This window comes from Blastopirellula marina, assembly GCF_002967765.1.
Classification (GTDB): Bacteria; Planctomycetota; Planctomycetia; order Pirellulales; family Pirellulaceae; genus Bremerella; species Bremerella marina_A.
The window spans coordinates 366,335-386,097 of the sequence record NZ_PUHY01000006.1; the positions used below are offsets into that span (position 1 = coordinate 366,335).

Here is a 19,763-nt window from a genome sequence, read left to right on the forward strand (position 1 = left end):
CGCAGTGATTGAATAGGGATCGAGTCGAGTTCGCCACGGAATTCCGTGCAAAAAACCTACAATCTCCGAGACTTATTTAAGGGGACTTATTGCCTTGAGCCACTATAGTTGAATTAGTCGGAAATTTTAACTTTTCCCCTGCCCATTCCCCTACGTCCAACCGGGCAGAATCACATCCGACGCTCGATGTTAAATTCGATTCCTCCTACCCCCCCAATGCCATGCGTCGCAACAAGACATTCTCTTCGATCATGCGGTTTGCCGTCGGCGTTTTCGCCGTGGCAATGTGCTTGAACCATGCCGCGTCGACTTCAGCCAACGCAGCCGATACGCAACCTGGTGAAGGACGAATTTCGATCCTATTCCTGGGGGATAACGGCCACCACCAACCCGCCAAGCGGTTCGTGGAACTTCAGCCGGCACTGGAAGATCGGGGCATCGATCTGAAATACACCGATTCGCTGAAGGATATCAATCCTGAAACGCTCGCGAAGTTTGACGGCCTGATGATCTATGCCAACACCGAGCAAATCGATCCCGCCACCGAACAGGCCATGATCGATTACGTCGAGCAAGGTCACGGACTGATCCCGCTGCACTGTGCATCGTACTGCTTCTTGAACTCGCCGAAGTACATCGCCTTGGTGGGGGCTCAGTTCCAACGTCACGGCACCGGTACTTTCCGCACAAAGATCGCCGAGTCGCAGCATCCAATCATGAAGGGGTTCGACGGTTTTGAAAGCTGGGACGAAACTTACGTCCACACCAAGCACAACGAAAAGAACCGCACCGTGCTGACCTACCGTGTGGGCAACAACGAAAAAGAACCTTGGACGTGGGTTCGTGAACAAGGCAAAGGCCGCGTCTTCTACACCGCATGGGGACATGACGCACGGACATGGACCAACCCTGGATTCCAAAATCTGGTAGAGCGCGGCGTTCGTTGGGCCGTCGGTCAAGATCCGGCCGTCGCTCCGAACTTCCCGCCAGAGCAACCTGGCCTGGTGACCGCCTTCGATCGACCAATGGGCGTGCCTGAAATGCAGAAGCCAAACACTGACGTTAAACCCTTCGACTACGTCGACGTTGGTGCGAAGATCCCGAACTATACTGCCGGTGCTCGCTGGGGAACCCAGGAAGAACCGATGAGCTTGATGCAGAAGCCGCTCGCTCCGGAAGAATCAAAGAAGCATTTGGTGCTGCCGGAAGGTTTTGAAGCTAAGCTTTTCGCTTCGGAAGAGATCTTCGATGGCGGCAAGCCGATTTTCATGACCTGGGACGCCAAGGGGCGTTTGTGGATGTGCATGACGCTCGACTACCCGAACGAACTGCACAGCCGCGGTCCCGGCCGCGACCGCATCGTCGTCTGCGAAGACACCGATGGCGACTTGCAAGCCGACAAGGTGACGACGTTTGCTGAAGGCCTGAGCATTCCGACCAGCATCGCCTTCCACGACGGTGGCTTGATCGTGCAAAACGGCACCGAGACGATCTTCCTGAAAGACACCAACGGCGACGACGTTGCCGACGAGAAGAAGGTGATCTTCACCGGTTGGAACATGCGTGACACGCACGGCGGTGTGAGCAACTTCCAATACGGTCACGACAACTGGATCTGGGCGATGCAGGGTTACAACGACTCGCATGTCGTCGTTCAAGGCGAAGAACAGCCAGGCTTCCGTAACGGCTTCTTCCGCTTCAAGCCAGACGGCAGCAAGCTGGAGTTCATTCGTTCAACTGACAACAACACATGGGGCTTAGGAATTAGCGAAGAAGGAATCATCTTCGGCTCGACCGCCAACGGTTGCCCAAGCGTTTACATGCCGATTCCGAATCGCTACTACGAACGTGTTCGCGGTTGGACTGCCAGCTTAACGCTGCACTCGATGGCCGACACCAATGACTTTCACGCGATCACCGAAAAGGTTCGTCAGGTTGACCATCATGGTGGTTACACGGCTGGTGCTGGGCATTCGCTCTATACCGCTCGTAATTATCCCGAACCGTTCTGGAATCGTGTTGCTTTCGTGAACGGCCCGACTGGTCACCTTACCGGTGCGTTCGTGATTTCCCGTCACGGCAGTGATTTCTCGTCCACCAACGCCTTTAACCTAGTCGCTTCGGACGATGAATGGACCGCCCCCATCCAAGCCGAAGTTGGCCCCGACGGCAACGTCTGGGTGCTCGACTGGTACAACTACATCGTGCAGCACAATCCGACGCCGCACGGCTTCCAGACGGGCAAAGGCGCAGCTTACGAGACCGACCTACGTGACAAACGCCATGGTCGCATCTACCGCATTGTCTATACCGGCGAAGGTGCCAAAGAAGACAAAGGCTGGAAGCTTGATCTAACGAAAGCTTCGCCCGAAGAACTGGTAGCAACGCTGCAGAACGACAACCTCCTGTGGCGTCGCCATGCTCAGCAATTGCTAGTCGAACGTGGCAAGACCGATGTCGTGCCAGCATTGATCAACCTGATCAGCGACAACGCAATTGACTCGGTTGGTTTGAACGTGGGAGCAATTCATGCACTGTGGACCCTCGACGGTCTAGGTGCTCTGGAAGATCCGAATAGCGATGCGGCTCAAGCAGTTTACGCTTCGCTTGAGCATAAGGCGCCTGGCGTTCGTCGGAACGCGGTTCAGGTCCTGCCTTCCTCGCCGGAAAGCACCGCGGCGATCTTGAACAGTGGCGTGCTCAACGATGACGATCCGCAAGTTCGCTTGATGGCGTTGTTGGCCTTGGCCGATCTACCTGCCAGCGACGCCGCCGGCACCGAGCTGTTGGCCATGATTGCTAAGCAAGAGAATTTCCGTGATCGCTGGATCCCAGATGCCGCAACGGCCGCAGCTGCCCAGCAAGGAGCCAGCTTCCTCAAAGCGGTTGCTAAGTCAAAAAAGGTGGACGATGCCATGCTGAAGCTGGTGGCGATCGTGACCGAGCACTATGCACGTAGCGGCCCAACCGACACCGTGGCCGATCTGATTCCGTCGATTCAGGACGCCCAGCCACAGATCGCCGACGCGATTGTCAACGGTTTATCGAGTGGTTGGCCGAAGGAAGACAAGCCAGAAATCACCGACGAACTCGATCAGTCACTCGCCGCATTGGCCGAAAAGCTTCCTCCTTCCACCAAGGGTAAGCTGATCCGCTTGGCCGTGAACTGGGGCAGCGATCGTCTGGCTTCGCAGCTCAAGGAACTGGTCGAGACCTCGCTGGAGCGTCTGGAAGAAGGAGATTTAAGCCCACGTGAAACACAGCAGTTGGCTCGCGAGATCGTTCAATTGAACGTGAAGACCGATCCTCCCGTTGAAGTGGAACTGCTAAACCTGATCGGCCCTCAAACCTCGGCCGATGTTACTCGTGCCCTCTTCGTCGCACTGGCCACGAGCGAAAACGACGAACTCGGTTCGCACGTGCTGGAAGTCCTTCCAACCCTGACGCCAGCCGCCCGAAAGGATGCGATTGGCCTGCTGCTGGGACGTCCGGCTTGGACCAGCGAACTACTGGGCGCCATGGATGCAGGCGAAATCCAACTCAACGAGTTGGCACTCGACCAACGTCAGGCCCTTTCGCAACATCCAGACTCGCAGATTCGTAAGCGTGCTGAAGCACTCTTCATGCGAGGTGGTGCTTTGCCGAACGCCGACCGTCAGAAGGTGATCGAAGAACTGTGGTCAACGACCGAAGCGAAGGGTGACCCGGCCGCTGGCAAACTCGTCTTCAAGCGAGAATGCTCGAAGTGCCACGTCCACAGCGGCGAAGGTTCGAAGATCGGCCCCGACCTGACCGGTATGGCCGTTCATCCGAAGACGCAGTTGTTGACCGAAATCCTCGATCCCAACCGTAGCGTTGAATCGAACTACCGCACCTACATGGTAGCTACGATGGATGGCCGCGTGATGAGCGGACTGTTGGCTTCTGAAAGTCGCACGGCAATCGAGCTGATCGACGCCGAAGGTAAAAAGCAATCGATTCTGCGAGAAGACATCGACGAACTGCGTGGTACGCCTCAATCGCTGATGCCGGTTGGCTTCGAGAAGCAGATTAAACCGGAAGAGTTCACCGACCTGCTGGCCTTCCTTACCAAGCGTGGCAAGTACGTGCCACTTCCGCTCGAGAAGGTCGCCACAGTCGTTAGCACCGAAGGGATGTTCAACTCGAAGGCCTCGCCGGCCGAACGGATGGCCTTTGACGAATGGTCACCAAAGACGGTTGATGGGGTTCCGTTCCAGCTGGTCGATCCAGAAGGAACCAAGAAGCCGAACGTCGTTCTGTTGAACGGTCCTCAGGGGAACATTCCTCCGAAGATGCCGAAACAGGTGTCCCTTCCTTGTAACATGCCGGTTAAGGCTGTGCATATCTTGGGTGGCGTCGCTGGCTGGGCATCTCCTTACGGTCAGAACGGTTCGACCTCGATGATCGTTCGTCTGACGTACGAAGACGGCACCGTCGAGGATCACCCCCTCAAAAACGGGGTCCAGATCGCCGACTATATCCGACGCGTCGACGTGCCAGAATCGAAGTTCGCTTTCGATCTGCAAGGGCGTCAGGTTCGCTACCTAGCCGTTCACCCAGAGCGGGCCGAGATGATCAAGTCGATCGATCTGGTGAAAGGCAACGATCAGACGGCCCCCGTCGTCATGGCAGTGACCGTGGAAGCTCCGGAGTAACGTAAATCGTTGCTATCGTGTTCTTTGCGGCAAACATCGCAGCCTCCAAGGCTTTTGGGGGTTGCGACCTCGCCGCGGCAGCTATAGAATCTTGAGTTTCCCCTAGAAGGAAATCCCAGGTTAAGGGCATTTGCGGCCCGGAAACCTCAGTTATATCGAGTCTGGTCGCGTCAGAATGCGGCCGAAAGAAATCGCCCGAAAGAGAAATATGAGACCAGCCAACCGCTCCAAAGCTCGCAAGCGTGCCAAGACCAAAGCCCGTGTATCCAAAAAGGATCCGATTTTCGTCGATGGCAAACGTCCGCGCCCGATGTTCGTGGACTACAAGGACGTGGAGCTGTTGAAGAAGCTGACCAATCGCCATGGTCGTATCGTCGGTCGTCGCAAGAGCGGCTGCACCGCGGTCAGCCAGCACGCCGTGACCCAAGCGATCAAGCGTGCCCGCTTCATGGCCCTGTTGGCTTACGTCAAAGACTAGGTCTGCCGAACCGGTCTTAAGCAATTCACGAAAGAGCCTGCTTTCCGCAACGAAGCAGGCTTTTTCTATGCGCGTGCAGCGTCAACATAAGCTCCCTAAATGGGTCCCTCGTATTGATTACTGGCGCCAGCTGCCAACAATGGGGCCAAGGAGACCTTCATGTCGCAATCGTTTCAGACCACGCGCCGCGTCGAATTTCGAGATACCGATGCCGCTGGAATCGTTCATTTCTCGGCGTTCTTGATTTACATGGAACAGGCCGAGCACGAATTCCTGCGATCGCTGGGGCTCAGCGTGCACCACCAGTTGGAAGACGCGTCGATGAGCTGGCCCAGGGTTTCGGTCCATTGCGACTTCCGCAGCCCTGCCAAGTTTGAACAGGTACTCGATGTTTCGCTTTCGATCGATCAGCTTGGCAGCCGCAGCGTGACCTATCGGCTCCGCTTCGAACACGAAGGAAAACGCCTGGCCGAAGGAACCATCACGGCCGTTTGCTGCCAGGTTCGTCCTGGCGTCCCGCCCAAAAGCATGGACATTCCCGGATGGTTCAAAGAGAAGTTGCTCCCCTTCGTTGACCAGACCCCACCAACCTGAACTGGCCCGTATGCTTTCTTACCACGAACAACTTACCCTTCGCCTAGCCGCCGGAATCGGTGAACTGGACGAAGCAGTCCGCACTCGGCATATCGAGTTCCTGCTGGGCAAGCAGCAGCCTGATGGGGGCTTTGCTGGAAGAGAAGGCGCAAGCGACCTCTATTACACCAGCTTTGGCCTACGTAGCTTGGCGATCCTTGGGGAACTGCATGGAGAAGTTGCCCAGCGTAGTGCCGAGTTCCTTCAAACCAAGCTATCGGGGCACGAATCGGTCGTCGACTTCCTTTCGCTGATCTACGGAGCCAAACTGCTGGAAACGGCAGCCGGGATCGACCTCTTTGCTCAAGCTCCGGAGGGCTGGCAGCAAACCGTTGCCGAAACCTTGAATAGCTTACGGCGTGACGACGGCGGTTATGCTAAGGGCCCCGAAGGAATGGCCAGCAGCACGTACCACACGTTCCTGGTGCTGTTATGCTTACAACTGATTGAACAACCGATCCCTGATCCGCAGTCGATGGTCAAGTTCCTGCTTTCGCAAGAGTCGGAAGAAGGAGGCTTTCGCGAGATTCGCGCCAGCAAACGGGCCGGTACCAATCCAACCGCTGCCGCAATCGGCGCACTGCGAATTCTAGATGCCCTGACGGAAGAGATCATCGAAGGAACTCTCGACTTTTTGGTCGAGATGCAGAACGATGAAGGGGGACTGCGGGCCAACACCCGAATACCGATTGCCGATGTGCTAAGCACATTCACTGGTATGCTCACCCTGACTGACCTGGCGGCATTCGACGAGATCGACCAAGACGCAGCCCTGCGATATGTTCGTAGTCTCGAACAACCCAACGGCGGCTTCTTCGGTGCGGCCTGGGATGAGGTTGCAGACGTGGAATACACGTTTTATGGTTTGGGTAGCCTCGCCCTATTGCACACCCCAAGCGACTTCCAACTGGATTAACCCATCATGGCGGACCTGGAAATCGAGAACCTGTCGAAGGAGTACCCCACGCGAGCCGAATCGCTGAAGGTGCTCAAAGACATTTCGCTGGAGCTTTCTCAAGGGGATAGTGCGGCAATCCTTGGCCCCAGCGGCTGCGGCAAAAGCACCTTGCTCTACTGCATTGGCACGCTCGACACACCTACTTCTGGCAGCGTGAAACTGAACGGCCAATCCCCCTTTGCACTGAGCGAGACCGACTTGGCCAAGTTTCGCAGCCAGAACATCGGCTTCATCTTTCAGGACCATCATCTGCTGCCACAGCTAACCGTTTTAGAGAATGTCCTCGTTCCGACACTCGCCGAAGGGAGTGCGACACCTAAGCAAATCGAGCGTGCTCGCATGCTGATCGAGCGAGTTGGGCTATCGCAGCGGATCGAACATCGCTCAGCGGAACTTTCCGGTGGTGAACGTCAACGCGTGGCAGTCGCCCGCAGCTTGATTCACGAGCCACTACTACTGCTGGCCGACGAACCGACCGGCAACCTCGACAAGACCAACGCCGAAGTGATCGGCAATCTACTGCTGGAACTTCAAAAGGAAGAAGGCACGATCCTGATCGTCGTAACCCATAGCCAAGAGCTGGCCGAGATCTTCCAGCGACGTTACCAACTGGACGATGGGAAGCTGCAACTGCAAAACGCAACCACTCAGGCCTAACCGCGGAAAGGATCACTCCGATGAATCGTTGGCGGTTAGTGCTGCGAAGTGCACAACAATTCTGGCAAACGAATCTGGCCGTGCTGCTGGGAGTCGCCGCAGCCACTGCGGTGCTAACCGGGGCGCTGATCATCGGCGATTCGGTACGTGGCAGCCTCCGCGACCTGGCCATTTCGCGTCTGGGAAGTATCCAAGAAGTGCTGCTGGCAGATCGCTTCTTTCGCGTTTCCGTAGCCGAGCAAATCGCAGAGGAGAACGCTAACACCACAGCTGTTCCAATCGTCTTGATGCAAGGGACACTACAAACGGTGGTCGACCAACCGGGCGATCCGATCAAAGTAGCCGGCAACCTGGCCGTTTTCGGGATCGACAAAGATTTCTGGAAGCTGGGCAGCGTGGCGGGGTGGTCCCCTACTGAAATCGGCGAAGACGAAATCGTATTGAACGAGCCACTCGCTGCCGAACTAGGCGTAAAGGTCGGTGACGAAGTTACGCTGCGCCTACCTGGCGGAAACGATGTTCCTTCCGATAGCCCACTCGGCCGCAAGACTGCAGAAACGCAGAGCTTGCCGCGGCTGAAAGTGATTGCCGTGATCCCAGCTGACGGACTCGGACGATTTGGTATGTACCCGACGCAACAGCTGCCGCTCAACGCTTATGCTTCACGAACGGCCCTGCAAGACGCGTTGGAACAGGACGATTGCATCAACGCCGTGCTGGTCAGCCACCCTGACGGACAAGAGCTCGACTTGAGCAAGCTCTTTCTAACGCTTGAAGACTATAACTTCGCGCTCAACAAAGTTGAGCAGCAGTTTCAGCCTGAGGGTGGCGATAAGGAAACCATCTACGATTACTGGCAACTAACCAGCAGCCGAATGATCTTCGGGCATGCTGCCGCCGATGCGATTCACGACGCAATGCCAGCGGACGGGCACCGTATCTTCACCTACCTGGCCACATCGATTGGTCGCGGCGAGTTGCCTACCGAAGCAGACGATCTCGCGATTCCATATTCCACGATCACGGCGCTAAATTTCAGTGATCTCGACTACCGCCTGAAGAATTTGAACGGCGAAGAGATCCAAGAGATTGGCCCGGACGAAATCGTCCTCAATTCCTGGACCGTGAATCGCTTAGAACAAGATGCCGCTGCCAAGCTCCGTCGCGAGAAGCCCGAGCTCAGCGAAGAAGACGCGGCTGCGCAAACGAAGCTAAACCTGGGCGATACCATCTACCTGAAATACTTCGAGCCAGAAAGCTCGCATGGTGTGGCCAAAGAAACAGGTCGCACGTTTCGTCTGGCTGCGATCACGCCGCTCACGGAACCAGCAGAAGCGTTTCGGCGGAATCGTCCTGCCCAGTACGATCAGGCGCCGACCACGGCCAATGATTCGGATTACACACCGGTTGTGGAAGGGATTACCGATCAGGAATCGATCGATGACTGGGATCCCCCCTTCCCTTACGACAACACCCGCATCGACGGCAACGACGAAGAGTATTGGGATAACTACCGCACGACACCCAAAGCATTCCTGATGCTGGCAACCGGGCAAGCGCTGTGGGGAAGCCGTTTCGGCGATGTCACTTCCTTTCGCTTTCCTGGAACCAAATTTGACGAACATGCGTTGCAATCACAGATCGAAGAAGCGTTGGCCTCCCACCGCGATGACCTTGGCTTTCGGCTGATCACCGTTCGGCAAGACGCCCTGCAGGCTGCCGCCGGTACTACGCCGTTCAACGTGCTATTCATGGGCTTCTCGATGTTCATCATTGCATCGGCGTTGATGCTGGTTTCACTGCTGTTCCGTCTAGGCTTGGAACAACGCAGCCAGCAGGTTGGATTGCTGCAAGCGGTTGGGCTTAACCGAAAGGTGACGCAAGGGCTGCTGATGCGTGAAGCGGGTCTGATTTCACTGATCGGCAGCATTGCGGGTGTGATCATCGGGATTGGCTATGCGTGGTTGATGCTGGTCGGCCTCCGAACGTGGTGGCTTGGGGCGGTTGTCACTCCGTTTCTGTTCTTACATTTGGATAACCCCAGTAGCTTGATCATTGGTCTGCTAAGCGGTTCTCTGGTTTGCCTTCTTACGATCTACTTCGGGATGCGAGGGCTGAAAAAGCTTTCGATCCGAGGGCTGCTGGCCGGCTCGACCACCGATACTCAAAAAACCTTTGGCAAGCGTAGTCATTGGGCTCTTTACGTCGGGCTCGCTTGCGCCGTTGGCGCGGTCGGGCTTTCCGTTCTGGCGACTAGCTTGGGTGGCGAAGCTCAGGCAGGGGCGTTCTTCGGTTCCGGTGCGTTGGTGCTAACCGCTTGCTTACTGCTGCTTTGGCACGCTCTTCGAAATGGGGCCGGTTCAGGCAATGATCGCTCGTTTACCCTGGGTCAGCTTTCGCTGAGCAATGCGGCCCGTAACCCAGGTCGTAGTACGCTCACGATTGGCCTGATCGGTTCGGCAGCGTTTCTAATTGTTGCGATCGGAGCGTTTCGTCTTTCCCCCACGGATACCGGCTCAGGCGGAATGGACTTAATTGCTGAGAGCTCGCAGCCACTGTTCCACGACCTGAACACCGTGCAAGGGCGCATTGATACCGGCTTTAGTGCCGAGGAAGAAGAACAACTGTCCGACACGACGGTACTTTCCTTGCGTGTCCAACCTGGCGATGACGCAAGTTGTTTAAACCTCTATCAGTCGACCAGTCCGCGTGTTCTAGGCGTTACGCCAAGCATGACCGCTTATTACGACCAAGCAGACGCGACTAGCTTCGAATGGGCCGGCTCGGCGGCCGACAGCGAGCAAGCAAAGAAGAACCCGTGGCATGTGCTCGACCAGCCAGCCGACGGCGACAATCAACCGATCCCAGTCGTCGTTGATAAAAACACAGCAATGTATGCGCTGCACTTGTACGGCGGAATCGGCGAGCAGTTCACCACACACGATGATGATGGACGGGAAACGAAGTATGTCGTCGCTGGCCTTCTGTCTAACAGCATCTTCCAGGGCAACCTTTTAATTGGGGAAGCAAACTTCCTGGATCGTTACCCTGATGTCAGTGGTTACGAGATGTTTTTGATCCAATCCCCCAACGGGAAATCGCAGGAAGTGGCGGAAGTACTCGAGAATCGTTTGGCCGATCAAGGCTTCGATACGATTTCGTCGCAGCGCAAACTAACCAGTTTGCTGGCGGTGCAAAACACCTATCTGTCCACCTTCCAAAGTTTGGGAGCGTTGGGACTTTTGCTAGGTACGTTCGGCCTGGCCGCGGTTCAGCTGCGAACCATCTTGGAACGTCGGGCTGAGTTGGCTTTGCTGAGAGCTGCTGGGTTTGCCAATGCTCGGCTCCGATCACTGGTGATGCGTGAGACGATGTTGCTGCTTCTCGGCGGACTCTTGACTGGCGTGATCTCGGCCCTAGTTACCGTGGTACCGCACATGCTGTTCGGCAGCGCTTCGATCCCGGTTTCCTCACTCGCAGGTATGTTAGGCGTGATCCTTGTTGTCGGTATTATTAGCAGCCGCCTGGCGGTTGGCTCGGCCCTGAAGGGGAACATCGTCCCCGCCCTGCGTGGAGATTGATTCCCCGCGGGTTTGCTTGCCTGACCTCGCCAACGTCGCTGTCGACCGTTAGAATGGGCGGAAAGTCGTTCTAACAAGTATTTCCCCCTCGTGTCGAACCGGAGAAGTCTGACCATGCAACATTTTCTGCTCGTGATCGGTGGTATCGCCCTAACTGCGCTCTCGTGGGGTAGCTACGGCCCGGTCTTGCACGAAGGACAACACCACCTCGGCAACGATCGCATCAAACCACTGATCTGCGTTGGCTTGGCCTATCTGGTGATCGCCGTGATCATTCCTTCGTTCATCCTGATCGCCCAAGGCCGCTTTTCAGGCGACTGGTCGTTCTCCGGGTTTACGTGGAGCTTCGCAGCCGGTACCGCAGGTACTTTTGGTGCGTTCGGCATCATTCTGGCTTTGACCAATGGGGGGAAGCCGTGGGTCGTGATGCCATTGGTATTTGGTTTTGCTCCGGTTGTGACAACGTTCATTTCACTTGTAACCAAGAACCTTTGGAGCCAGGCCAGTCCGGTCTTTTATGCGGGTTTGATCATGGTAGTCGCCGGTGCCGTGACGGTGCTAATATTCCAACCCAAGGCTCCGCCAGCCAAGGCTGATCACGCGGCGAAGGAAGTTTCGGCTCCGGATGCCCACGAAAAGCCATCGGTGGAAGCCGCTTTGGGAATTGAAAAGCCCGAGTCTGAGTAAGTCGCTCGATAGAAACGCGCTTTGCTATGACGGAAACGTCCCTCTCTCCTGAATCCCAGATGAAGGCCATCGACCTCGAGATGGCCCATCTGTGGATGGTGCGCACCTTTTTGAAGCACGCCGAAGAGACGGAAGAGGATGACGAACTGCAAGAAGTTGCTCGGACGCTCTACGACTACATGCTGGCTCTTGGTCCGGCGGTTCAGGCCAACGATCCGACCGCCTATCTAAAACAGGCCAAGAAAAAGTTTCGCAAACTTCGCCAGGCGTGCGAGCTGTTCGAGGAAATCCAGCCCGAGATCTCGGACCACACCAACTTTCAAATGGCGGCGATAAGTTGCCGCCAAGTGGTCGACCAGGTCGAAGCGATCCTCGGTGCTAGCACAAATTAAAGGCGTATGGCGGGGTTCGCTATTTGCCTCGCTATCAATCCTCGGTATAACTGACGCCCGACCGTCCGACCAGGCATACCTCCATGGATGGAAGCTGCCTGGTACTTTTTCGATTTCCGCCGCGTCAAGGAAGACGAGCCGTGAGCCTCCCCCCGCTCTTGCAAGCGTTCAAATCGATGCGTCCCGCCAAAGCTTTGGTTTTGGGGGACATGATCCTCGACCGCTACACCTACGGCAACGCGCAGCGAATTAGCCAGGAATCGCCGGTTATTGTTTTGCATGCCGACGACCAGGAACTTCGCTTGGGTGGTGCCGCCAACGTCTGCAACATGCTTAAAGGGCTCGACTGTTATGTGGTCGCTGCCGGGGTGCATGGTCGCGATGAATCTGGCTCGCAGATGGTTGAACTCGCCCAAAAATCTGGCATCGACACTTCGCTGATTGCCTGCGATGCGTCCCGCCCCACGACTCTGAAAGAACGGTTTGTCGGGCGAGCTGGCTCCCGACATCCTAGCCAGATTCTGCGTGTCGATCATGAAAATACCGCTCTGATCGCCGATTGGTTGGTCGAGAAAATCTACACCGGCATCGAAAATCAAATCGAAGACTTCGACGTCATCCTGATCTCGGATTACGCGAAAGGGGTTTGTACGCCGAAGTTTCTGCAGCAAGTCATTGAACTTGCCAACCAACACAACATTCCGACCTTGGTCGATCCGATGCGAGGCCACGACTACGAACGTTATCGTGGCGCGACGCTGCTGAAAGCCAACCGAATTGAAACGGAGATGGCGACCGGCGTGCCGCTGAACTGCGTGGCAGATGCCTCGACGGCAGGCAGCCAGCTTTGTGCGCAACTCGATCTGCAAGACGTGATCGTGACACTGGATCGCGATGGCATGGCGCTCGTGCATCGTGATGGCACTTCGACTCACTTCCCGACGCAAGCCCGAAGCGTATACGACATTACCGGCGCCGGCGACATGGTCCTGGCGATGCTGGGTGCCTGCTTGGGTTCCGGCTTGAATAAACAAGATTCGGTTCGCCTGGCCAACGTGGCTGCAGGACTGGAAGTTGAAAAGTCCGGCGTGGCGGTGATTCCACTGGCCGAAATCGAAGCCGAACTTCGTACCGATCTGTTGCCCGGCCAAAAGAAAATCGTCACCCACGCTCAAATCGCTTCGCTCGCGGAAGAGCATCGGCGTCGCGGGGAAAAACTGGTCTTCACCAATGGCTGCTTCGACCTGTTGCACTTCGGTCATGTCACCAATCTGACTGAGGCGTCGAAGATGGGGGACGTGCTGGTCGTTGGCCTGAATAGCGACGAAAGTGTCTCGAAGCTGAAAGGCCCAACGCGTCCGATTATCAGCGAGACCGAACGTTCGGCGATGTTGGCCGCCTTGTCGTGTGTCGACTATGTGGTCGTTTTCGGCGAAGAAACACCATACGAATTGATCAAAGCGGTCCGCCCTGATGTGCTGGTGAAAGGTGGACATTACATTCCGGAAGAGATCCCAGGGTTCGACGTCCTGCAAGAGTACGGTGGCGAAGTCCGCTTGGTCGACATCGTGGGTGGCTTCTCGACAACCGACATCATTCAGAAGGTCGCAGCGAACGAAACGATTCGTCGCACGGCTGCCTAAGGACCGACGATGGCTAACTTCCGAAACATCGCGGTCGTACTGCCCAATTGGATTGGGGACGTCGTCATGGCCACGCCTGCATTGCGGGCAATTCGCGAGGGCCTGACTCGTGGTGATCGGCTGGTCGGCGTTATGCGACCGTACGTAGCCGATGTTCTGGCAGGAACACCTTTTCTAGACGACGTGATTCTGTGGAACAAGAAAGCCAAAGATCCTAGCCAGCGTTTTTGGAACGTGGTGAAGACGTTTCGGCAGCAACGTTTCGATCAAGCGATTCTGCTACCCAACTCGTTGAGCTCGGCAGGTCTCGCCTGGCTGGGCGGTGCGCAGCAGCGAGTTGGCTACAAGCGATACGGTCGCGGTCCACTTCTTACACACAAACTATGTCCACCAACCGAACATGGCAAGCGTGTTCCGGTATCCGCTGTCGACTACTACGCTGCCCTGGCGGAACTGGCGGGCTATGAAGTTCGCTCACGTTACTGCGAACTGGCAACTACACCAGGGGACGATTCGATCGCTCGACGAATCTGGCGAGACTTTCGCTTCTTCGACAAGCGCGTGATCGTTTTCAACACCGGCGGAGCTTACGGTGGTGCGAAGCATTGGCCGACGGAATATTACCAGGAACTGGCTAAACGATTAGTACAAGATCCACGCAATGCCGTGCTGCTGATTTGCGGTCCGAGCGAACGAGAAGCGGTCTCGCAGATTGAGCGAGATGTGAATCATCCGGCGGTTCGCAGCTTGGCCAGCGAAACGCCTTCGATCGGTCTAAGTAAAGCGGTTATTCGCCATGCTTCGTTAATGATCACGACCGACTCGGGACCGCGACACTTTGCCGCTGCGTTTAAGATCCCCTCGGTGGCGATCTTCGGACCGACCGATCCTCGCTGGGCCGAAAATTACAATCCGTACGAATTGATCGTTGGCGCCGGCATCGATTGCAGTCCATGTGCTCAACGTGAATGCCCGCTGAAACATCATCGCTGCATGCGAGATGTTTCCGTCAATCATGTGCTTCAAACAGCCCAGCAACAATTGGTCTGGGAAGCGGACCAGGCGAAAGCGGCCTAAACATTCGCCGCTCGAAAGAGCTATCGCCAGCGAGTTATGCTTCTACGGTGACGTCGTTACGAACTTGAACGTTACCATCTATCGAGCGGACGAGTTCCTGCAAAAGCTGCTTGTGGTAGAACGATCGTACCTCACCACGAAGGCACAGCGTGTTGTCTTGGAACTCGACTTTAATGAAACGAAGTCGACGAATCGAACTTTCTTCCAAGGCCGTCACAACGCGTGAACGGATGTCTTTCTTCGAGGAACTAATCATCCTATATCCTCTTTCAACCGAAGTGGGTTCTTCCCGTTCGGCAGTGAACGCAAAAAAAGATGCGAGCGTATTAGCTCGCACGCTAGTTAGCTAGACGCTGCTGCAAGTCCTTTGCGGCAGGTTCCTCTTGGACAGCGGTACTATCGGTAGTTGTAGAAAGTGGTCAAGAAATGGTCAAGCTAATCCTGCGGAAGCTTGCCAAGTTCCCGCAACCGCGCAATCACCTGATCGGCAAGTTGGTCGGGAGGCGCAGAGCCCCCTGCCAAATGGACCTCTGGTAATTCTGGTGCTTCGTAGGGATCATCAATACCGGTGAATCCTTTCAATTCCCCGGCGCGGGCTTTTTTGTATAGCCCTTTGGGATCACGCTGTTCGCAAACTTCTAGCGGCGTATCAACGAAGACCTCGATGAAGTCTCCTGCCCCTCCGCTGGCCTCGACGACATTTCGTACGGCCGCGCGATCGGCACGATACGGGCTGACAAAAGCGGTCAGCACGAGTACGCCCGCTTGGCAAAAGAGCTCAGCAACGGCACCGATCCGCCGGATATTTTCCGTGCGATCTTCTGCTCCGAAACCAAGACCGAATCGTTTCGCGAACTCAGCATCGTAGGCATCTTCTAAGATCTTGGTACTCGCATTAAGACCATGCCGGACGTTGTCGCCATCGAGCAGAAAGGTATGAATCCCCAGGTCGTGAAGCTTCTTATCGACCGCATTGGCGACGGTGCTTTTTCCGCTACCACTTAGGCCAGTGAACCACACTACGCCGCCACCATGTCCATTAAGCGATTCGCGATCCTGACGGGTAACGTGGTGATCGTGCCAAGTAATCTCGACTTTTTCCATGCGTGCAATTCTTCGTTCGTTAGATCAAGGTAAGCGGTCGTTGCTCACTCAATTCTAGCAAGTTCACACAGATTCGCAGACAGGACGTTGGCTGGGCAGCTCCAGACAAGGAAAAACAATGCCTCGCGACACCAGCGACCGACCGGGTGCGATTCCAAATAGCCTGCACCTTTGGCTGAGCTAAGCGCCGCCTGCGTGATTCGTAAGACCAAACTGTTCGCGCGCGTACGGATCTGCATCGGATCGCACGAGGGTGTCCCCGCAGCGGCTGCTAAGAGGTCGTGCTTCAAACTGTCTAGTTCCGCCTCAAAACGTTCGGTCGGTTGAGCAAATTCGGTTCGCTTCTGTTGTTGTTCAACCAAGTAGCGGTAGGCAGCCGTCGAAAGGCCTACGGCAAGGGTCGATGTTTCGAGTCCGCCCGTATTTGCTCCGGAACCTCGTTTCATCACATCTTCGCGCGGGCCATCGAGTGCCCACTCTATAGGGCAAAAGACTTTTTGAAAGTTAACGGGCCCCGTCTGACTGGCTGATAAACCAACAAGTTCGGCAGGATCTCCCGCCTCAAGCCCATCGACCGCCGTAGGAACCGCCAATAGCAGTTGCCGGCCATCTTCCATACTCGCACCGACGACGAGGTTGTCGGCTGCTTTGCCTCCGGTAACCCAAGGACTGTAGCCATCGAGCACGAATCCATTTTCCACTTCCGTCGCCAATAACGCTGGCTTCTTCAAATGTTGGCGACTGGTCGTCAGGTGCGAGATACCAACCGTGGCGAATGTCTTTCCTGACAAGAGATCGGGGAGCAGCTTTGCTTTCAGGTCTTCATTCTCACTACTCGCGATACGACGACATGCGCCGGTACGTTGCGTGATGACGAACGTGGTGGTCAGACACGCCGCAGAAAGTTCGAGATATCCTCGAACAACATCATCACCGGACCAACCTAGGCCTCCTTGTTCGTGTGCGATAAACCAGCGAAAGACTCCGTGGTCTGCACAAATTTGTAGCTGCTGCGAAGGCCAATCGGAAGCCGATTGCAAGGAATTCGACATTGCACTTAGTTGCGTACAAAGTGCCCCAAGATTAGGTGAATCGGGCGTGATGATTTCGTTATTCGACATTATGAACCTCACAAGCACGCCGCGAATCGCACGTGCAGTCTATCTTGGCATCCTGTTTGCGTCAGGATGGTTTGGTTTCGCATTCTTATCAACTAATCATTCGCTAAGCCAACGGAATAGCAAGCCGTTTGGTTGCTAACCATAGCGATTCACTTAGGTGCTCAACGTTCGCTCCTGAATCTCTTAATCATAAATTACGGCAAGTTGGCAAGCTGCGAAAGGATTACCGGACAACTCTTGATAGCTCGCCACTGCTTGCAACCATATTCCTCAACAAACCATGGTTAGCAAACGCTTCCGGGGTCGCCAGTTAGTAGCCAACTCGCTACATTGCCAGTGTGCATCGACTCCGTTGGGCTTGAATGTTCAATATCAATTAGGTGACTGCTGATGAGCCAGGCTGAAATGACACGAACTGACGAAGAATCCGTGACAGCACCCGTCGAGCTATCGGCCGAGAAGTTGTACGAGAAGTGCATGTCTCTGGCCAATAACCTGTGGTGGACGTGGCAGCCGGATGTATTCAATTTGTTCCGCGATCTCGATCCGATCCGCTGGCGACAATTGGACCACAACCCAATCGCGTTACTCCGGGAGTTCACCCCTGAGCGACTTGAGACACGCGTCGCAGAGATGGTTCTGTATAGCCGAATCAATCACGCGTATCGTCGCCTTAAAGAATACATGTCCAGCAGCACCACTTGGGCAGACACGCATGCTGGCGTCCTGGGAGCGAAACCGGTCGCGTATTTCTCCGCTGAGTTCGGTATCCACGAATCGATTCAGATTTACTCTGGCGGTCTGGGCGTTCTCTCCGGCGACCATATTAAGAGTGCGAGTGGCCTCGGCGTGCCGCTGGTTGCGATCGGTCTGTTCTACGATCAAGGCTACTTCAAGCAGCACTTAAATGAAGAAGGCTACCAGATGGAAGAGTACCTCGACACCAAAGTCGAGAACCTTCCGATGAAGCCCGCCGTCGATCCTTCCGGCAAGCCAATCACGATTCAAATCGATCTGAAGGGTGGCAAGCTGTTGGCCAAGGTTTGGCAGATGAACGTCGGTCGAGTGCCGTTGTTCCTGCTGGATTGTGACGTCGACGGTAACAGCCCGGAAGATCGTGAACTGACCAGCCGACTTTACGGTGGTGACGAGCGTACGCGTATCCGCCAGGAAATGGTGCTCGGCGTTGGCGGTATCAAAGCCTTGAAAGCGTTGGGCATCCATCCGGGCGTTTATCACCTGAACGAAGGTCACAGCGCCTTTGCGACCATCGAAGCGGTTCGCGATCATATGCACGAAGACGGCATGACCTTTGACGATGCCCTGCGTGAAGTCGCCAAGCGAACCGTGTTCACCACGCACACCCCAGTTCCCGCTGGTCACGATCGTTTTGATGCAGGCCTGATCGAAGAACACCTCGGTCATCTGCGTGAATCGATTGGCATTTCGCACGAACAGCTGATGGGCTTGGGACGCGTCGATACAAACAACCAAGGCGAAACCTTCTGCATGACGGTTCTCGGCTTGAAGGCTTCCCGACGGGCCAACGCAGTGAGCCAGTTGCATGGGCACGTCTCGCGCAGCATGTGGGCTCACCTCTGGCCTTGGCGAGTGGAAGAGGAAATTCCAATCGGGCACATTACCAACGGCGTTCACATTCCATCGTGGATCGCTTGGCAGATGCTGCAGCTTTACGATCGCCACTTCCCCAGCGGCTGGTATCAGCGAATGGGTGAATCGGAAGTCTGGCAATCGATTCATAATGTCGATCCAGGCGAGCTTTGGGAAACCCACGCCACCCTGAAGAACCTGCTGCTGCAATTCGTTCGCCGCCGCATCTCGCGTCAGTGTCGCCGTCGAGGTGAAAACGATGATGCAGTGGAACGCGCACGAACCGTGCTCGATCCCAATATCCTCACCATTGGGTTCGCGCGTCGTTTTGCCACTTACAAGCGTGCTGACTTGTTGCTGACCGACGTCGATCGTCTCGTCGAAATGATGAGCGATTCTCAACGCCCAGTTCAGTTCATCTTCAGCGGTAAGGCTCACCCGAAAGATGAACCGGGTAAGGCCAAAATCAAGAAGATCCAGAACCTGCGTCACGATCCGCAGTTCCGCGATCGCATCGTCTTCATCGAAGACTATGACATCAACGTCTGCCGTCACATGATCCAAGGTGTCGACGTCTGGTTGAACAATCCACGTCAGCCACTTGAAGCTTCTGGTACTTCCGGCCAGAAGGTGGTTCTCAACGGCGGTTTGAACTGTTCGATCCTCGACGGCTGGTGGGCTGAAGCTTACGACGGCCGCAATGGTTTCGCCATTGGTACCGGTCGCACCCACACCGATACCGCCAAACAGGATGCCCGCGACGCGGAAGACCTATACAAGGTGCTGGAGAACGAAGTCATTCCGCTGTACTACAATCGCGACGTCGATGGTCTGCCGCAAGAGTGGATCAAGCGGATGATGAACAGCATTGGCACGTTGGCTTGGCGATTTAGTGCTCACCGCATGGTCGCCGACTACACCAAGCTGTGCTACGTCCCAGCTGCCGGTGGCTTGAGTAGCCAACTGCCTACCTAATTCGATCGCTCTCGATTGAGCGACCGAAAATGATAACACCGAAGAAGACCTGCTAATGGCAGGTCTTTTTTCGTTATTTGTGATTCTGCTCGTCGATCAGGCAATTATCCGAAATCAGTCCTGACACCACCCAGACGGCCTGCCATAATAAATTTTCTTAGATGGGTTGA

At 55.6% G+C, this 19,763-nt stretch carries 14 protein-coding genes; 11 read left to right on the forward strand and 3 right to left on the reverse strand.

The features are described 5' to 3' along the window. Window positions 1-221 precede the first annotated feature (221 nt). The 10 genes from C5Y83_RS09570 (at window position 222) to waaF (ending at window position 14,782) form a co-directional block, all read left to right on the forward strand. Complete coding sequence (locus C5Y83_RS09570) at window positions 222-4,676, forward strand: PVC-type heme-binding CxxCH protein (RefSeq protein ID WP_233207176.1); 4,455 nt, start codon at window positions 222-224, stop codon at window positions 4,674-4,676. A 208-nt stretch (window positions 4,677-4,884) separates the two neighbouring features. Further along, entirely contained in the window at window positions 4,885-5,154 is a 270-nt protein-coding gene (gene rpsR, locus C5Y83_RS29820) for a 30S ribosomal protein S18 (protein WP_105329446.1), read from the forward strand. A gap of 159 nt (window positions 5,155-5,313) precedes the next feature. Then, the gene (locus C5Y83_RS09580) at window positions 5,314-5,748 is read left to right on the forward strand and encodes an acyl-CoA thioesterase (protein ID WP_105329447.1); all 435 of its coding nucleotides are present in this window, start codon (window positions 5,314-5,316) and stop codon (window positions 5,746-5,748) included. Window positions 5,749-5,758: 10 nt separating this feature from the next. Continuing rightward, on the forward strand, window positions 5,759-6,703 hold the full coding sequence (locus tag C5Y83_RS09585; protein ID WP_105329448.1) for a prenyltransferase/squalene oxidase repeat-containing protein: 945 nt from the start codon (window positions 5,759-5,761) through the stop codon (window positions 6,701-6,703). A 6-nt stretch (window positions 6,704-6,709) separates the two neighbouring features. Beyond that, window positions 6,710-7,402, forward strand: coding sequence for an ABC transporter ATP-binding protein (locus C5Y83_RS09590; protein WP_105329449.1), 693 nt, complete (start codon window positions 6,710-6,712; stop codon window positions 7,400-7,402). Between the two features lie 20 nt (window positions 7,403-7,422). Continuing rightward, the gene (locus C5Y83_RS09595; protein WP_105329450.1) at window positions 7,423-10,983 is read left to right on the forward strand and encodes an FtsX-like permease family protein; all 3,561 of its coding nucleotides are present in this window, start codon (window positions 7,423-7,425) and stop codon (window positions 10,981-10,983) included. A 114-nt stretch (window positions 10,984-11,097) separates the two neighbouring features. Beyond that, window positions 11,098-11,670, forward strand: a complete 573-nt coding sequence (locus tag C5Y83_RS09600) for a hypothetical protein (protein WP_105329451.1) — start codon at window positions 11,098-11,100, stop codon at window positions 11,668-11,670. Window positions 11,671-11,696: 26 nt separating this feature from the next. Continuing rightward, complete coding sequence (locus C5Y83_RS09605; RefSeq protein ID WP_105329452.1) at window positions 11,697-12,062, forward strand: amidohydrolase; 366 nt, start codon at window positions 11,697-11,699, stop codon at window positions 12,060-12,062. A gap of 140 nt (window positions 12,063-12,202) precedes the next feature. Then, a complete protein-coding gene (gene rfaE2, locus C5Y83_RS09610; protein ID WP_233207177.1) occupies window positions 12,203-13,705 on the forward strand; it encodes a D-glycero-beta-D-manno-heptose 1-phosphate adenylyltransferase in 1,503 nt (500 codons plus the stop codon). 9 nt (window positions 13,706-13,714) lie between these two features. Continuing rightward, window positions 13,715-14,782: a lipopolysaccharide heptosyltransferase II gene (waaF, locus tag C5Y83_RS09615; RefSeq protein ID WP_105329454.1), complete on the forward strand. Its 1,068-nt coding sequence runs from the start codon at window positions 13,715-13,717 to the stop codon at window positions 14,780-14,782. 34 nt (window positions 14,783-14,816) lie between these two features. Here waaF and C5Y83_RS09620 read toward each other — a convergent pair whose 3' ends face one another. From C5Y83_RS09620 to C5Y83_RS09630, 3 genes are all read right to left on the reverse strand, one after another. Next, complete coding sequence (locus C5Y83_RS09620; RefSeq protein ID WP_105329455.1) at window positions 14,817-15,038, reverse strand: BON domain-containing protein; 222 nt, start codon at window positions 15,036-15,038, stop codon at window positions 14,817-14,819. A gap of 179 nt (window positions 15,039-15,217) precedes the next feature. Beyond that, window positions 15,218-15,886, reverse strand: a complete 669-nt coding sequence (cysC, locus tag C5Y83_RS09625; RefSeq protein WP_105329456.1) for an adenylyl-sulfate kinase — start codon at window positions 15,884-15,886, stop codon at window positions 15,218-15,220. Window positions 15,887-15,930: 44 nt separating this feature from the next. After that, entirely contained in the window at window positions 15,931-17,007 is a 1,077-nt protein-coding gene (locus tag C5Y83_RS09630; protein ID WP_105329457.1) for an acyl-CoA dehydrogenase family protein, read from the reverse strand. 390 nt (window positions 17,008-17,397) lie between these two features. Here C5Y83_RS09630 and glgP point away from each other — a divergent pair, with 390 nt between their 5' ends. Continuing rightward, entirely contained in the window at window positions 17,398-19,593 is a 2,196-nt protein-coding gene (glgP, locus tag C5Y83_RS09635; protein ID WP_105329458.1) for an alpha-glucan family phosphorylase, read from the forward strand. Window positions 19,594-19,763 lie beyond the last annotated feature (170 nt).

Excerpts from the sequence above, each read along its gene's own strand:
- C5Y83_RS09570 (WP_233207176.1), top strand. The coding sequence starts at position 222 with ATGCGTCGCAACAAGACATTCTCTTCGATCATGCGGTTTGCCGTCGGC.
- rpsR (WP_105329446.1), top strand. The coding sequence starts at position 4,885 with ATGAGACCAGCCAACCGCTCCAAAGCTCGCAAGCGTGCCAAGACCAAA.
- C5Y83_RS09580 (WP_105329447.1), top strand. The coding sequence starts at position 5,314 with ATGTCGCAATCGTTTCAGACCACGCGCCGCGTCGAATTTCGAGATACC.
- C5Y83_RS09585 (WP_105329448.1), top strand. The coding sequence starts at position 5,759 with ATGCTTTCTTACCACGAACAACTTACCCTTCGCCTAGCCGCCGGAATC.
- C5Y83_RS09590 (WP_105329449.1), top strand. The coding sequence starts at position 6,710 with ATGGCGGACCTGGAAATCGAGAACCTGTCGAAGGAGTACCCCACGCGA.
- C5Y83_RS09595 (WP_105329450.1), top strand. The coding sequence starts at position 7,423 with ATGAATCGTTGGCGGTTAGTGCTGCGAAGTGCACAACAATTCTGGCAA.
- C5Y83_RS09600 (WP_105329451.1), top strand. The coding sequence starts at position 11,098 with ATGCAACATTTTCTGCTCGTGATCGGTGGTATCGCCCTAACTGCGCTC.
- C5Y83_RS09605 (WP_105329452.1), top strand. The coding sequence starts at position 11,697 with ATGACGGAAACGTCCCTCTCTCCTGAATCCCAGATGAAGGCCATCGAC.
- waaF (WP_105329454.1), top strand. The coding sequence starts at position 13,715 with ATGGCTAACTTCCGAAACATCGCGGTCGTACTGCCCAATTGGATTGGG.
- C5Y83_RS09620 (WP_105329455.1), bottom strand. The coding sequence starts at position 15,038 with ATGATTAGTTCCTCGAAGAAAGACATCCGTTCACGCGTTGTGACGGCC.
- cysC (WP_105329456.1), bottom strand. The coding sequence starts at position 15,886 with ATGGAAAAAGTCGAGATTACTTGGCACGATCACCACGTTACCCGTCAG.
- C5Y83_RS09630 (WP_105329457.1), bottom strand. The coding sequence starts at position 17,007 with ATGTCGAATAACGAAATCATCACGCCCGATTCACCTAATCTTGGGGCA.
- glgP (WP_105329458.1), top strand. The coding sequence starts at position 17,398 with ATGAGCCAGGCTGAAATGACACGAACTGACGAAGAATCCGTGACAGCA.